This window comes from Mycolicibacterium parafortuitum (genome assembly GCF_002086815.1).
GTDB classification, from domain to species: Bacteria; Actinomycetota; Actinomycetes; order Mycobacteriales; family Mycobacteriaceae; genus Mycobacterium; species Mycobacterium parafortuitum.
This window is the reverse complement of record NZ_MVID01000011.1, coordinates 150,790-164,057: the sequence shown is the minus strand read 5'-3', so window position 1 is coordinate 164,057 and position 13,268 is coordinate 150,790. Positions and strand designations below refer to the sequence as shown.

Here is a 13,268-nt window from a genome sequence, read left to right as displayed (position 1 = left end):
CATCGAACAACACCCCTCGACGAATCAGGTGTTGCAGCGACCGATTGAGTCTGAGCTGGACTGAACGGCCCTCAGCGCAATCTCGAAGTGCTTAAGCGCTCTTATCCCTGCGCTCGCTCCGCGACGGCTTGCGCGGCACGATCGTCGGCAGCACGTTGTCGTCGACGGTCTCCTTGGTGACGACCACCTTGGCGACGTCGTCGCGGCTCGGGATGTCGTACATCACCGGCAGCAGGACCTCTTCCATGATGGCGCGCAAGCCACGGGCGCCGGTGCCGCGGTGGATCGCCTGGTCGGCGATGGCCTCCAGCGCATCGGGGGTGAACTCGAGCTCGACCCCGTCCATGTCGAACAGTCGCGTGTACTGCTTGACCAGGGCGTTCTTCGGCTCGGACAGGATCTTGACCAGCGATTCCTTGTCCAGGTTCGTCACCGACGCGACGACCGGCAGGCGGCCGATGAACTCGGGGATCAGCCCGAACTTGATCAGGTCCTCGGGCATGACCTCGGCGAAGTGGTCCTGGGTGTCGATCTCGGCCTTGGAGTGCACCTCGGCGCCGAAGCCCAGCCCGCGCTTGCCCACCCGGTCGGAGACGATCTTCTCCAGCCCGGCGAACGCGCCCGCGACGATGAACAGCACGTTGGTGGTGTCGATCTGGATGAACTCCTGGTGCGGGTGCTTGCGGCCGCCCTGCGGAGGAACCGAGGCCTGGGTGCCCTCAAGGATCTTCAGCAGCGCCTGCTGCACACCCTCGCCGGAGACGTCGCGGGTGATCGACGGGTTCTCGCTCTTGCGGGCGATCTTGTCGACCTCGTCGATGTAGATGATGCCGGTCTCGGCGCGCTTGACGTCGTAGTCGGCGGCCTGGATCAGCTTGAGCAGAATGTTCTCGACGTCCTCACCGACGTAGCCGGCTTCGGTCAGCGCGGTCGCGTCGGCGATCGCGAACGGCACGTTGAGCATCTTGGCCAGCGTCTGGGCGAGGTAGGTCTTGCCGCACCCGGTCGGCCCCAGCATCAAGATGTTGGACTTGGCCAGTTCGACGGGCTCGGAGCGCGAGTCGCGGCTCTTCTCGCCGGCCTGGATGCGCTTGTAGTGGTTGTAGACCGCGACGGCGAGGGTGCGCTTCGCGGCGTCCTGACCGATGACGTATCCCTCGAGGAACTCGCGGATCTCCGCGGGTTTGGGCAGCTCGTCCAGCTTGACGTCGTCGGCGTCAGCGAGCTCCTCCTCGATGATCTCGTTGCACAGGTCGATGCACTCGTCGCAGATGTACACGCCGGGACCCGCGATGAGCTTTTTCACCTGCTTTTGGCTCTTGCCGCAGAACGAGCACTTCAGCAGGTCGCCGCCATCTCCGATGCGTGCCATGGTGCTGGGGTCCCACTTCCTGTTGCCGTATCACTCGGTCGTTCACCGGGTTGCTCCGGGACCGTGAATGTTGTCCCCGACGCTACCCGCAGTCTCCGCCGCCGTGCGACCGATAAAGCCGAATAGCGCCGGGTATTCACGTGTAGTTGCGTCAACATATCGCCTGAGCCCCCGCGGAGGGCCACGGAACGCACCGCCGTGTCTCTGGCGTGTCGCCGCTGTTACCCGACCGAGAGTACCCGTCAGATCGTGACCGTACTGTGACGGCGTGACGTTCTCCGTTCCCGTCGGAGCCGTGCTGGTCAGCGACGGTGGATTGGCGACCGAGCTCGAAGCGCGCGGCCACGACCTGTCCGACGACCTGTGGTCGGCACGGTTGCTGGTGGACGGGCCGCAGCAGATCGCCGCGGTGCACTCGGCGTACTTCGACGCGGGCGCCGAGGTCGCGACGACGGCGACGTATCAGGCGTCGTTCGACGGGTTCGCCGAACGCGGAATCGACCGCCCGCGGGCCGCGGCGCTGATGCGCCTGGGGGTCACGCTGGCGCGGGAGGCCCGCGATGCGCACGGCAGCGGATGGGTCGCGGCGTCGATCGGTCCGTACGGGGCCGCGCTGGCCAACGGCGAGGAGTACCGCGGCCGCTACGGGCTGACCGTCGCCGAGCTGACCGCATGGCACCGGCCCCGGATGGAGGTCATCGCCGACGCCGGCCCCGATCTGTTCGCGATCGAAACCGTGCCGGACCTCGACGAGGCCGAGGCGGTCGCGGCCGTGGTCGCCGAGCTGGGGGTGCCCGCGTGGCTGTCGTTCACCGTCGACGGCACCGTGACGCGCGCCGGGCAGCCGCTGTCGGAGGCGTTCGCCGTCGCCGCGGGCGTGGACGAGATCGTGGCCGTCGGCGTGAACTGCTGCGCGCCCGGCGATGTCCTGCCCGCGATCACGATCGCGCGGGAGGTGACCGGAAAACCCGTCGTCGTCTATCCGAACAGCGGCGAGGTGTGGGACGGCGCGCGCCGGGTGTGGACCGGGACGTCGTCGTGGGTACCGGGCCTGGTACCCCGGTGGGTCGCCGCCGGGGCCCGCATCGTCGGCGGCTGCTGCCGGGTGAGTCCGTCGGACATCACCCGCATCGCCGCTGACGTGCGGTAGGGATCAGCGCGGTCCGGGACCGAGCGGGCCCGGTCCCACCGGGCCGGGTCCGACAGGCCCGGGGCCGACCGGGCCCGGCCCCACCGGGCCGACAACCCCGCCGACACCGACGGGTCCGGCAGGCCCGATCACCGGGTGGACGTAATCGGGCAGGCACTCCAGCAACGCCACATTCCAGTACATGCCCGCCGGGCACACCGGCTCCTGCGCGAACGCCATCGGCGTCCCCACGGCCCCCGCAACCACCGCCGCCGCGACCGCGGCGAGGGCTCCGATTCGCACACTCATGAGATCCCCTATATCTGGACACGGGTCGCCGACTGTTGCTGACGACTGTGTAGATATTCAGGTTGACACGTCAGAACGTTACGAGGGCGCGATTCGCCACCATCTGCGGTCGTACCCTGCGAGACATGACCTCGCTGCAGGATGCCTTCGCCCTGGCCCGAAACGACAACGGCTTGGCCGTGGTCTCGACGCTGCGCGCAGACCTCACCATCCAGTCGTCACTGATCAACGCGGGGCCACTGCCGCACCCGGGTGACGGGAAGCCGGTACTCGGGTTCGTGACCTACGGAAAGGTCAAACTCGCCAACCTGCGGGCGCGACCGCAGATCGCGGTGACGTTCCAGCAGGGATGGCAGTGGGCGACGGTCGAGGGGCGGGCCGAACTCGCCGGCCCCGACGACCCGCAGCCCTGGCTCGGCAGCGACTACGAACTCGCGCTGCTTCTCCGCGACATCTTCAGAGCAGCCGGCGGAACCCATGACAACTGGGACGACTACGACGCGACGATGCGCGAACAGCGCCGCGTCGCCGTCCTCATCACACCGACTCGGATCTACGGCAACGGTTGAGCCGCGTCAGCCCTTCTGGGCGGACAGCTTGCGGTACTCCAGCACCGTGTCGATGATGCCGTAATCCTTGGCCGCTTCGGCGGTCAGGATCTTGTCGCGGTCGGTGTCCTTGCGGATCACGTCGGCGGGCTTGCCGGTGTGCCGCGACAGCGTCTCTTCCATCAGCGTGCGCATGCGCTCGATCTCGGCGGCCTGGATCTCCAGGTCGGAGAACTGGCCCTGGATCACGCCACCGAGGGCGGGCTGGTGGATCAGCACGCGGGCGTTCGGCAGGGCCATCCGCTTACCGGGCGTGCCGGCGGCCAGCAGCACCGCCGCGGCCGATGCGGCCTGGCCCAGGCACACCGTCTGGATGTCGGCGCGCACGTACTGCATGGTGTCGTAGATCGCCATCAGCGACGTGAACGAACCGCCGGGCGAGTTGATGTACATGGTGATGTCGCGGTCGGGATCCAGCGACTCCAGCACCAGCAGCTGCGCCATGATGTCGTTGGCCGACGCGTCGTCGACCTGCACGCCGAGGAAGATGATGCGTTCCTCGAACAGCTTGTTGTACGGGTTGGATTCCTTGACGCCGAAGCTCGAATGCTCGATGAACGACGGCAGGATGTAGCGGGCCTGCGGCTGCACGCGCGGATCCAGGGCCGGGTGGATGTTGTCGGTCATTTGTCGAGTCCTGCTCCTGGTCCGTCGCCGTTGATGCTGGCGCTGGTGATGATGTGATCGACGAAGCCGTATTCGAGGGCCTCCTGCGCCGTGAACCAGCGGTCACGGTCGGAGTCGGCCTCGATGCGCTCGATGGTCTGCCCGGTGAACTCCGCGTTGAGGCGGAACATCTCCTTCTTGATGCTGGCGAACTGCTCGGCCTGGATCGCGATGTCCGCGGCGCCGCCGGTGATGCCGCCGAGCGGCTGGTGCATCAGGATGCGGGCGTGCGGCAGTGCGTAGCGCTTGCCCTTGGTGCCCGCGGCGAGCAGGAACTCACCCATCGAGGCGGCCATGCCCATCGCATAGGTGGCCACGTCGCACGGGGCCAGCACCATCGTGTCGTAGATCGCCATGCCCGCGCTGATCGAGCCGCCGGGCGAGTTGATGTAGAGGTGGATGTCCTTGGTCGGGTCCTCGGCCGACAGCAGAAGGATCTGCGCGCAGAGGCGATTAGCGATGTCATCGTCGACCTGGGAGCCCAGGAAGATGATGCGCTCGGCCAGCAACCGCTCATACACCGAGTCGACAAGGTTGAGGCCCGAAGAGGCGCCACGCATGTCCGTCACGACTGGATACCTGCTTTCTTTGTGTACTTCCGACGCGGTGACCGGTCTTACGGATGACACTAACGAACCCGCGCCGCCGGGGAGTCCCCAGACGGCGCGAGTTCGCTCAGAGCATCACTTGTTGTCGTCTGCCTCGGCGGCGTCGGAGGCGTCGGTCTCGGTCTCGTCGCCGGCCTCGGACTCGTCGGTCTCGGACTCGTCGGTGGCCTCGCCGGCCTCGGCGGCAGCCTGCTCACCCGACGGGCCGAAGAACTCCGTGGTGTCGATCTCGTTGCCGTCGGTGTCGGTGACGGACGCGCCGTGCACGACCGCGGCGACGGTCAGGCCGCGCCGCACGTCGGCGAACATCGCGGGCAGCTGGTTGTTCTGCTGCAGCAGCTGCAGCAGCTGCTGCGGCTCCAGGCCGTACTGACGCGACATCAGCACCAGGCGCTCGGTGAGGTCGTTCTGGCCGACCTGGATCTCCAGCTTGTCGGCGATGGCGTCCATCAGCAGCTGAGTCTTGATCGCCTTCTCGGCGTTGGCGCGGTTGTCCGCGTCGAACTCCTCGCGGCTGGAGCCCTGCTCCTTGAGCTGCTCGGCGAAGCGCTCCTCGTCGTGGTCGAGGCCGTGGATCGCGTTGTGCAGCGCGTCGTCGACCTGGGCCTGCACCACCGCTTCGGGCAGCGGGACCTCGGTCTGCTCGAGCAGCACCTCGATCGCTTTGTCGCGGATGGTCTCGGCCTGCTGCACGGTCTTGACGCGGGTGACCTTCTCCCGCAGATCGGCACGCAGCTCGTCGATGGTATCGAATTCGCTTGCCAGCTGCGCGAACTCGTCGTCGAGCTCGGGCAGCTCGCGCACCTTGACGGACTTGACGGTGACCGTCACCTCGGCGTCCTGGCCGGCGTGCTCACCCGCCACCAGCTTCGTGGTGAAGGTCTTGGACTCGCCTTCCTTCAGCCCGATGATGGCCTCGTCGAGGCCGTCGATGAGCTGGCCGGAGCCGATCTCGTGGGACAGGCCCTCGGTCTGCGCCTCCGGGACGTCCTTGCCGTCGACGGTCGCCGACAGGTCGATGGAGACGAAGTCGCCGTCCTCGGCGGCCCGGTCCACCCCGGTCAGGGTGCCGAAGCGCTTCTGCAGCGCCTCGACCTCGGCGTCGATGTCCTCGTCGGTGACCGAGACCGGGTCGACGACGATCTTCACGGTCGACAGGTCGGGCAGGTCGATCTCCGGGCGGACGTCGACCTCGGCGGTGAAGACCAGTTCCTCGTTGTCCTCGAGCTTGGTCACCTCGATCTCGGGCTGGCCGATCGGCTGCAGCGACTCGGAGGTGATGGCCTGGCTGTAGCGCACCGGCAGCGCGTCGTTGACGACCTGCTCCAGCACGGCGCCGCGGCCGACACGGGCCTCCAGCAGCTTGCGGGGCGCCTTGCCGGGGCGGAAGCCGGGCAGCCGGATCTGCTTGGCCAGCTGCTTGAACGCCTTGTCGATGTCGGGTTCGAGTTCCGCGAAGGGCACCTCCACGTTGATGCGAACCCGCGTCGGGCTCAACTTCTCGACGGTGCTCTTCACTTCGTACTCCTCTATTGCTTCTGTAATGGTGGGGTCGTGCTGGTCGGGGTGACAGGATTTGAACCTGCGGCCTTCCGCTCCCAAAGCGGATGCGCTACCAAGCTGCGCTACACCCCGGTCGGCGCTGCTACCCGTGCGCGCAGCATCAGACCACCGGCGATCCTACGGCCTGGCCACGCCGATGCCTCAATTGGATTTGAGTTAGGCGGTCCCGGTACCATCTGCCGGTACTGTCACGTTGGTGCAGCACACGCGGGCGTAGCTCAATGGTAGAGCCTCAGTCTTCCAAACTGATTACGCGGGTTCGATTCCCGTCGCCCGCTCCGATCAGGACCAGCGCGAGGTCCGCCGAAGGGTCTTCGGCGGACGTCGCGCCCCGGCCGGCGGCCCGCCCCGGGCGCGCTTTGAGCCGCTGTTTGTCAGCACCGACGCCGGGCAGGCGTCGAGTCGGTGAAGTTCACGATGTCTGCCATCACGGCGTTGCTCTGCGGCGAGCCGAGCGCTGCGTCGACCGCGGCATCGTCGCGGAATTCACACACTGCCAGCGCAACGGTGCCTTCGACGCTTCCTGCGGGAAAGAACGCCGTCGCGCTGAGTAGACCGTGGGGCTCCCAGGCGGTCCTCACCAGCGGCAGGTGGACGCCGACGTAGTACTCCCGGTCGAACCTCGTCGAAGCGTCACCGGGATAGGTCACGAACATGGTGGTCATTCGCGGCCCTCCAAGCTGTCGAGGAAATCCAGGACGAGCCGCCGGAACGCGGCGGGCTGATCGAGCGGCACCAGGTGCGCCGCACCCGGCACCACGACGAGTGGACCGGCACCGAGCTCACGCGCCAACGCCTCCCCGCCGTCGAAGAAGTCCGGCATGTCGAGCGCACCGACGGCGACGAGGGCGGGCACGTGCACTGAGCGCAGCCCGCCGGGGCGCTGAAGCGGATCGGCACCGGTCGTTGGCTCCCCGTTCCGGTTGCGCCGCTCCACGTTGTTGCGCAGCATCCGCGCCACCAGGGTCTTGGTGGCCTCGGGCGTCGACGGCGCCGTCCACGCGGTCACCCCGGCACGTACCGCCCCGTCGACGTCCCCGCGCGCCAGCGCCGCCTTTTCCTGATCCCACGCCGCCTGCAGCATCGCCGACGGAGGTTGATCGTGCGGACGGTAACCGAGCGCCACCAACCCCTCGACGAGTTCGGGGTTGACTGCGGCCACTTGCAGAGCCACCAGCGCCCCCAGCGAATTGCCCACCAACACGCAGCGCCTGTCGCCGCGGGCGGCCAGTGTCTCGGGGACTGCCGACCAGGGGTCGACGGTGCGCCCGGCCGCGTCGCCGTAACCGGGAAGATCAACCGCGATGGCCCGCACCCCCGCGGCGGCGAATTCCTGCAGGTGTGCACTCCACATCGAACGGTCGGTGGGCCGCGCGTGCAGCAGCACCACCGTGCGACCTGCCGCCGGCCCGGTGTCGTCGACGGGCAGGATCTCGGTGGCTGCTGCTGTGTCAGGCCGCGCCGGCGAGTTCATCGAGTTCCTCCTCGCTCAGATGCACGTCGACCGCGCTGATGTTCTCTTCCAGGTGACCCACCTTGGCGGTGCCGGGGATCGGAACGAGCGTTTCGGATTGCGCCAACATCCAGGCCAACGCCACTTGCGACGGGGATGCGTTGTGCGCCTGCGCGATCCGGTCGACAGGTCCACCGGGGCGCGCGAGCGCACCGGCGGCGACGGGCGCCCACGGGATGAAGCCGATACCTTCCCTGCGGCAATACTCGAGGACATCGGCTGAAGAACGGTCGACCAGGTTGAAGCGGTTCTGCACCGTGGCGACCTCGGCGATCTGACGTGCCTGTTCGATCTGCTCGACGGATACCTGCGACAGCCCGATGGCGACCACCTTGCCCTCGTCCTGGAGTCTTTTCAGTTCTCCCACCTGATCTTCCAGCGGCACAGCCGGGTCGACCCGGTGTAGCTGGAACAGGTCGAGGTGATCCAGGCCCAGGCGGCGCATGCTCAGCAAGGCCTGCTGGCGCAGGTACTCGGGTCGCCCGACCGGCGGCCAGGCTTTGGGCCCGAGGCGGACGACACCGCTGTCGGTGTCGACGACGTCGGGTCCGTTACGGGTGAGACCGGCCTTGGTGGCAATCAGGAGATGCTCGGGATACGGGTACAGCGCCTCGTGGAGGATCTCTTCGCTGACGTGCGGGCCGTATGAGTCAGCGGTGTCGATCAGCGCGACTCCGAGTTCCACGGCGCGGCGCACCACCCGCACACACTCGTCACGGTCCGCCGGTTGCCCCCAGATGCCGCGCCCGGTCAACCGCATCGCTCCGAAACCCATCCGGGGCACGGTTTTCCCGGCGATATCGAAAGTTCCGGCCCGGTCGGCCAACGCTGTGATCGTCATTCGACGCCTCCGTTCACATGAGATCGCGTTGCGGTGAGTGCCGGTGCTGGTCGTCCAGTCGCTGGCCGGCCAGCCTTCGCAACAGGATCAGCCCATCCGCGCTGGAACTGCCGGGTTCGGCACTGTAGATCGAAAGATGTTGCCCCGGTGCGCTTTCCACCGCCATGGATTCGAAGCTCAGACGCAGAGAACCGACCTCGGGATGCCGGAACTCCTTAACCTCGCGGGTTCGCGGACGTACGTCGTAGTGCATCCAGTGGGCGGTGAACGCCTCACTGCGCATCATCAGAGCCCCGGCGATGCGCTCGATCCGCTCGTCGTTGGGAAATCGCGCTGCCGACGCCCGCAGATTGCCAACCGCGATGCGCGCCACTTGATCCCAATCCGCGTAGAACTCGCGAGCAAAGGGATCCAGGAAGATCATCCGGAGCAGGTTGTCGAACCGCTGAGATCCGGAGTACAGCTCATCGGCGATCGCGTTGGCGGCCAGGATGTCCTGAGCCCGCCCCACGACGAAGGCGGGAAGCTCGTGGAGGCCGTCCATCATTCGCAGCAGTTCGGGGGTGACCCCACCGTCCGGCGGGGATGTCGCCTGTGGCGCGCTGCCGCCCAACCGGAACAGGTGCGCTGCGGCCGGCTCATCCAATCGAAGCACCCTGGCGATGGCCTGCAATACCTGTGGGGACGGGAACCGTTCCCGGCCCTGCTCGATCCGGGTGTAGTAATCGATGCTCACGCCGGCCAGCAGTGCCACCTCTTCGCGGCGCAGGCCGGGCACCCGGCGAGCCGGTCCCGGCGCCAGGCCGACGTCCTCGGGCGTCACCGCGTCGCGGCGCGCTCGCAGATACCTTCCGAGGTCGTTGTCCGCGTTCATGACGTCGACGGTAATCACCGTCACGGCCGGCTGGGTGGGTGCGCGGCACCCCCTTCCACGGACGCTCCACCACCGGATCGTCGATGCGTCCCCACGCCGAGCGGCCCCGCGCGAGACCGAAGTGCGGTCGGCACCGCATAGATCACACCACCACCGATCAGGTGGTTACGGGACCCAATGAATCTGCGCGCCAACACGATTCCCGTGACACCCAACAGCAGGTGCACGACGTGGCGTGCGCGGCATTCGCAATCCACGTTCGTCATTGGAATCTGCGTCCGGTTCCGTCCAACCCGGGCAATCGCAGCGATACCGTGGCCGGTGCCGCAGGAACGCCGTGGGGTGGGACCGGGACGGCGACGGCCCCGGCACCTGCGGATTCTGTCGGTACGCTGTGAACCATGAATGGCGTACTGCTGGTTCTCATCGTCCTGGTCGTCGCGGCGATCGGCATCGCGGTCTACGCGTCGTCGAAAGCGTCGGAGAAGCGCACCGCCGCGTCGCTGGCCGACGCCAAGGCCGATGCGCGCCGCGCCATCGAACGGCTGGGTGGCCAGGTGTTCGCGTTGACCGGAACCGATGACGCCGCCAAACAGGCGCTCGCCGATGCGTCCGAGCGGTACACCGCCGCGTCGTCGCAGATCGACCAGGCCACGACGGTGCGCCAGGCCGCGCTGGCGAAGGAAAGCGCGATGGAAGGCCTCTACTACGTGCGCGCCGCGCGCACCGCCATGGGGATGGATCCCGGACCGGAGCTCGAATCGCTCAGCGGCCAGCGCTCGGCGGGTGTGGTCACCGAGGACCGCCGGGTGAACTTCGAGGGCCGCGAGATCGAGGCGTCTCCGGCGCCGTCACCGCGCACCCCGAACTACTACCCGGGCGGACGGGTCGCGGGCCGGCCGGTACCGGCCGGGTGGTACTCCGAACCGTGGTGGAAGCCCGCGCTGGTCGCCGGGGCGTGGGGGCTGGGCTCGGCGCTGCTGTTCAGCTCGCTGTTCTCCGGGATGGCCGGGGTCGGTTACGACGCCCAGGCCTTCGAGAACGGCTACGGCGACGGGTTCCAGGACGGCCTCGACCAGGGTCAGCTCGGTGACGGCGGCGGCGACTACGGCGGCGATGCCGGTGGTGGCGACTGGGGCGGAGATTCCGGCGGCGGCTGGGACTCCGGCGGCGACTGGGGCGGCGGAGATTTCGGCGGCGGCGACTTCGGCGGGTTCGACTTCTAGCTCGTCAGAACCGGCTTTCCAGCCGCGCGGAAACCCCGGCCTCCTGCAGGTCCAGGCGTTCCAGCATCGCGCGCACCGCTTCGTCGTCGATCTGGCCGGCGTCGCGCTCGGCGATCAGCGCGGCCCGCTGCGCGGCGAGCACATCGCGGTAGAGCTTCGCGAACACCTCGGCGCGCAGCGTGTGCGCCTCCGGATCCGGCATCTCGTCGGCGTCCTGTGAATGGCGGGCCACAATCGCGCGGATCTCGGCGAGCGCCCGGGGATCCAGCCCGCGCGGCGGGTTGGCCCGGAACTCGGCGATCACGTCGTCTGCGGCCCGGTGCACCAATTCCTCGGCTTTCGCCGTCTCCGCCGACGTGTATTCGCGGTCGGCCTCCCCGGACACGTCGAGCCGCCGGATCAGCAGCGGAAGCGTCCAGCCCTGCAGCAGCAGCGTGCCGACGCTGACGACGAACGCGATCGCCTGGATCGTCGCGCGCTCCGGGAACGGCTCGCCGGCGGCGGTGGTCACCGGGATCGCCGCGGCCGCGGCGAGGGTGACCACCCCGCGCATCCCGGTCCACGACACGACCACGTTCTCCTGCCAGCTCAGCGCACGGTTGTCGATCAGCGACCGCCACTTGCCCGGTGCGCGGTCCTTACGCCGGGCGCCCAGTGCGCCGCGGCCGCCCTCGGGGATCGGGACGCTGAGCCGCTTTTCGACCTGGTGGGCGAGCTTGCGGCGGCCGAACATCACGAACACCGACAGCGGCCGGATCACCAGCACGATCAACAACACCACGACCGACGCGATCGCGACCTGAGCCAGCGACTCGTGCGCACCCCGCAGGTCCTCCAGGACGAACCGCAGGTGCAGCCCGATGTAGGCGAACACGAACGCTTCGAGCAGGACGTCCACCGAGTTCCAGACGTAGCGTTCCTGCAGCCGCGTCTGGTACCCGGCGTCGACCGTTCCGCTGCCGACCACGAAGCCCGCGACGACCACGGCGAGCACCCCGGATGCGTGCATCTCCTCGGCGAGGATGAACGCCGCGAACGGCACCATCAGACCCTGCACCGTCTCCAGCGCGGGCTGGGCCAGCCGGCGGCGGATCCACAGCGTCACGTAGCCCAGCACCGCCCCGACCACGGGGCCGACGACGGCGCTGTAGCCGAACAGCAGCAGCGGGTTCTCGATGAACGTGTGGCTTCCCGCGACCTGGGCCACCGCGATCGAGAACAAGGCCAGCGCTGCCGCGTCGTTGATCAGGCTCTCGCCGGTCAGGATCGACATCACCCGTTTGGGCAGCCCCAGTTTGCGCCCGACCGCCACCGCCGTCACCGCATCCGGCGGGGCCACGATCGCGCCGAGCACCAGCGCGGTGGCGAAGGTCAGCGGCACCACGACCAGCCACGACGACACCGCCGCGACGACGAACGCGGTGACCACCACCAGCCCGACCCCGAGGCCGAGGATCGGTTTGATGTTGCGCAGGAACGTCGGGAACGAGAAGTTCAGCGCGGCCGAGTACAACAGCGGCGGCAACACCACCGACAACAGGATGTGCGAGTCGAGCTCGGGCGCCTCGAATCCCGGCACGAACGACACGGCGATCCCGACGACGACGATGATCAGCGCGGGCTCCAGCCCGCGCCGGTGCGCCATCGCGGTGACGACGATGGCGCCCACCACTACCAAGATCAGTTCCACGCGAAGATTCTCCCGGCTGCCTCACAGGATGTCCCGTCGGAGGGCGGGCTCGAGGTCGGCGTCAACTCTGGCAGTTCGGGCACCAGAACAGGTTGCGGCCTTCCATCTCGACCGTACGGACCGAGGTGCCGCACACCCGGCACGGCTCCCCCGCCCTGCGGTAGACGTACGTGCGGGGCCGGCCCTGGCGGTACGACGGCGCGCCGTGGTCGTGTTCGGGCAGCACCACGACGATCTTGCCGCGCCGCACCCCGACCTTCATCAGCGCGACCAGATCGGTCCACATCTCGGCGAACTCGTCGGCGGTGATCGAGGTCCCGAGCCGGAACGGGTCGACACGGTGCCGGAACAGCAGTTCGCTGCGGTACACGTTGCCGACCCCGGCGATCACCGCCTGATCCATCAGCAGCGCACCGATCGGCCTGCGCGACTTGCTGATCCGCCGATACGCCGGCGCGGGGTCGGCGTCGGCGCGCAGCGGGTCGGGTCCGAGCTTGGCGACGATGTCGGCGATCTCGGGTTCCTCGATGACCTCGCACACCGTCGGGCCACGCAGGTCGGTGCCGTATTCGGCGCCCACGATGCGCATCCGCACCTGGCCCACCGGCAGCGGCGGCGTTCCCCCGGCCAGCAGCGGCCACTCGGTGAACGTCCCGTACAGACCCAGGTGCACGTGCACCACGCGGCCGCCCTCGTAGTGGTGGAACAGGTGCTTGCCCCACGCGCTGGCCTTCTTGAACACCCGCCCGGTGACCGCGGCGGCGCCGTCGACGAACCGGCCCTGCGGGCTCGACACGATCGCCGGGGCACGCCCGTATCGGCGGTGATGCTGGCGCGCCAGCCGGTGCAGTGTGTGTCCTTCGGGCATA

General features: G+C 68.3%; 14 protein-coding genes and 2 tRNA genes. 4 read left to right on the top strand and 12 right to left on the bottom strand.

Features of this window, described 5'->3' with window-relative positions; translation table 11 throughout:
* Positions 1-91: 91 nt before the first annotated feature.
* Complete coding sequence (gene clpX, locus BST38_RS14535; protein WP_083144025.1) at positions 92-1,372, bottom strand: ATP-dependent Clp protease ATP-binding subunit ClpX; 1,281 nt, start codon at positions 1,370-1,372, stop codon at positions 92-94.
* A gap of 268 nt (positions 1,373-1,640) precedes the next feature.
* Between clpX and mmuM the strand changes: the two genes are divergently transcribed.
* Positions 1,641-2,522, top strand: coding sequence for a homocysteine S-methyltransferase (gene mmuM, locus BST38_RS14530; protein ID WP_083144024.1), 882 nt, complete (start codon positions 1,641-1,643; stop codon positions 2,520-2,522).
* Between the two features lie 3 nt (positions 2,523-2,525).
* Here mmuM and BST38_RS14525 read toward each other — a convergent pair whose 3' ends face one another.
* Positions 2,526-2,810, bottom strand: a complete 285-nt coding sequence (locus BST38_RS14525) for a hypothetical protein (protein ID WP_083144023.1) — start codon at positions 2,808-2,810, stop codon at positions 2,526-2,528.
* A gap of 125 nt (positions 2,811-2,935) precedes the next feature.
* Between BST38_RS14525 and BST38_RS14520 the strand changes: the two genes are divergently transcribed.
* On the top strand, positions 2,936-3,379 hold the full coding sequence (locus BST38_RS14520) for a TIGR03618 family F420-dependent PPOX class oxidoreductase (protein WP_083144022.1): 444 nt from the start codon (positions 2,936-2,938) through the stop codon (positions 3,377-3,379).
* Between the two features lie 6 nt (positions 3,380-3,385).
* Here BST38_RS14520 and clpP2 read toward each other — a convergent pair whose 3' ends face one another.
* From clpP2 to BST38_RS14500, 4 genes are all read right to left on the bottom strand, one after another.
* Positions 3,386-4,045 carry an ATP-dependent CLP protease proteolytic subunit ClpP2 gene (clpP2, locus tag BST38_RS14515; RefSeq protein ID WP_083144021.1) on the bottom strand — a complete coding sequence of 220 codons (660 nt, stop codon included), beginning with the start codon at positions 4,043-4,045 and terminating at the stop codon, positions 3,386-3,388.
* On the bottom strand, positions 4,042-4,713 hold the full coding sequence (locus BST38_RS14510; protein ID WP_083144020.1) for an ATP-dependent Clp protease proteolytic subunit: 672 nt from the start codon (positions 4,711-4,713) through the stop codon (positions 4,042-4,044). The genes clpP2 and BST38_RS14510 overlap by 4 nt, the downstream gene beginning before the upstream one ends.
* Before the next feature lie 54 nt (positions 4,714-4,767).
* A complete protein-coding gene (gene tig, locus BST38_RS14505; protein WP_165761591.1) occupies positions 4,768-6,210 on the bottom strand; it encodes a trigger factor in 1,443 nt (480 codons plus the stop codon).
* A 40-nt stretch (positions 6,211-6,250) separates the two neighbouring features.
* Positions 6,251-6,327, bottom strand: a tRNA-Pro gene (locus BST38_RS14500).
* A gap of 135 nt (positions 6,328-6,462) precedes the next feature.
* Between BST38_RS14500 and BST38_RS14495 the strand changes: the two genes are divergently transcribed.
* Positions 6,463-6,533: transfer RNA gene (locus BST38_RS14495), tRNA-Gly, on the top strand.
* 96 nt (positions 6,534-6,629) lie between these two features.
* On the opposite strand, the gene BST38_RS14490 is transcribed toward BST38_RS14495, so the two are convergent.
* The 4 genes from BST38_RS14490 to BST38_RS14475 are packed head-to-tail and all read right to left on the bottom strand — an operon-like array spanning position 6,630 to position 9,483.
* Positions 6,630-6,920, bottom strand: coding sequence for an EthD family reductase (locus BST38_RS14490; protein WP_083144018.1), 291 nt, complete (start codon positions 6,918-6,920; stop codon positions 6,630-6,632).
* Positions 6,917-7,729 carry an alpha/beta fold hydrolase gene (locus tag BST38_RS14485; protein WP_083144017.1) on the bottom strand — a complete coding sequence of 271 codons (813 nt, stop codon included), beginning with the start codon at positions 7,727-7,729 and terminating at the stop codon, positions 6,917-6,919. The genes BST38_RS14490 and BST38_RS14485 overlap by 4 nt, the downstream gene beginning before the upstream one ends.
* The gene (locus BST38_RS14480) at positions 7,707-8,609 is read right to left on the bottom strand and encodes an aldo/keto reductase (protein WP_083144016.1); all 903 of its coding nucleotides are present in this window, start codon (positions 8,607-8,609) and stop codon (positions 7,707-7,709) included. The genes BST38_RS14485 and BST38_RS14480 overlap by 23 nt, the downstream gene beginning before the upstream one ends.
* Positions 8,610-8,622: 13 nt before the next feature.
* Positions 8,623-9,483: a helix-turn-helix transcriptional regulator gene (locus BST38_RS14475; RefSeq protein ID WP_083144015.1), complete on the bottom strand. Its 861-nt coding sequence runs from the start codon at positions 9,481-9,483 to the stop codon at positions 8,623-8,625.
* 401 nt (positions 9,484-9,884) lie between these two features.
* On the opposite strand from BST38_RS14475, the gene BST38_RS14470 reads away from it, so the two are divergent.
* The gene (locus BST38_RS14470; RefSeq protein ID WP_083144014.1) at positions 9,885-10,709 is read left to right on the top strand and encodes a hypothetical protein; all 825 of its coding nucleotides are present in this window, start codon (positions 9,885-9,887) and stop codon (positions 10,707-10,709) included.
* A gap of 4 nt (positions 10,710-10,713) precedes the next feature.
* Here the strand turns inward: BST38_RS14470 and BST38_RS14465 are convergent, their stop codons facing one another.
* Positions 10,714-12,399: a cation:proton antiporter gene (locus tag BST38_RS14465; protein ID WP_083144013.1), complete on the bottom strand. Its 1,686-nt coding sequence runs from the start codon at positions 12,397-12,399 to the stop codon at positions 10,714-10,716.
* 61 nt (positions 12,400-12,460) lie between these two features.
* Positions 12,461-13,267, bottom strand: coding sequence for an Fpg/Nei family DNA glycosylase (locus BST38_RS14460; RefSeq protein ID WP_083144012.1), 807 nt, complete (start codon positions 13,265-13,267; stop codon positions 12,461-12,463).
* Position 13,268: the final 1 nt, after the last annotated feature.

Excerpts from the sequence above, each read along its gene's own strand:
- BST38_RS14480 (WP_083144016.1), bottom strand. The coding sequence starts at position 8,609 with ATGACGATCACAGCGTTGGCCGACCGGGCCGGAACTTTCGATATCGCC.
- clpP2 (WP_083144021.1), bottom strand. The coding sequence starts at position 4,045 with ATGACCGACAACATCCACCCGGCCCTGGATCCGCGCGTGCAGCCGCAG.
- BST38_RS14525 (WP_083144023.1), bottom strand. The coding sequence starts at position 2,810 with ATGAGTGTGCGAATCGGAGCCCTCGCCGCGGTCGCGGCGGCGGTGGTT.
- BST38_RS14485 (WP_083144017.1), bottom strand. The coding sequence starts at position 7,729 with ATGAACTCGCCGGCGCGGCCTGACACAGCAGCAGCCACCGAGATCCTG.
- BST38_RS14470 (WP_083144014.1), top strand. The coding sequence starts at position 9,885 with ATGAATGGCGTACTGCTGGTTCTCATCGTCCTGGTCGTCGCGGCGATC.
- BST38_RS14460 (WP_083144012.1), bottom strand. The coding sequence starts at position 13,267 with ATGCCCGAAGGACACACACTGCACCGGCTGGCGCGCCAGCATCACCGC.
- BST38_RS14490 (WP_083144018.1), bottom strand. The coding sequence starts at position 6,920 with ATGACCACCATGTTCGTGACCTATCCCGGTGACGCTTCGACGAGGTTC.
- clpX (WP_083144025.1), bottom strand. The coding sequence starts at position 1,372 with ATGGCACGCATCGGAGATGGCGGCGACCTGCTGAAGTGCTCGTTCTGC.
- BST38_RS14475 (WP_083144015.1), bottom strand. The coding sequence starts at position 9,483 with ATGAACGCGGACAACGACCTCGGAAGGTATCTGCGAGCGCGCCGCGAC.
- BST38_RS14520 (WP_083144022.1), top strand. The coding sequence starts at position 2,936 with ATGACCTCGCTGCAGGATGCCTTCGCCCTGGCCCGAAACGACAACGGC.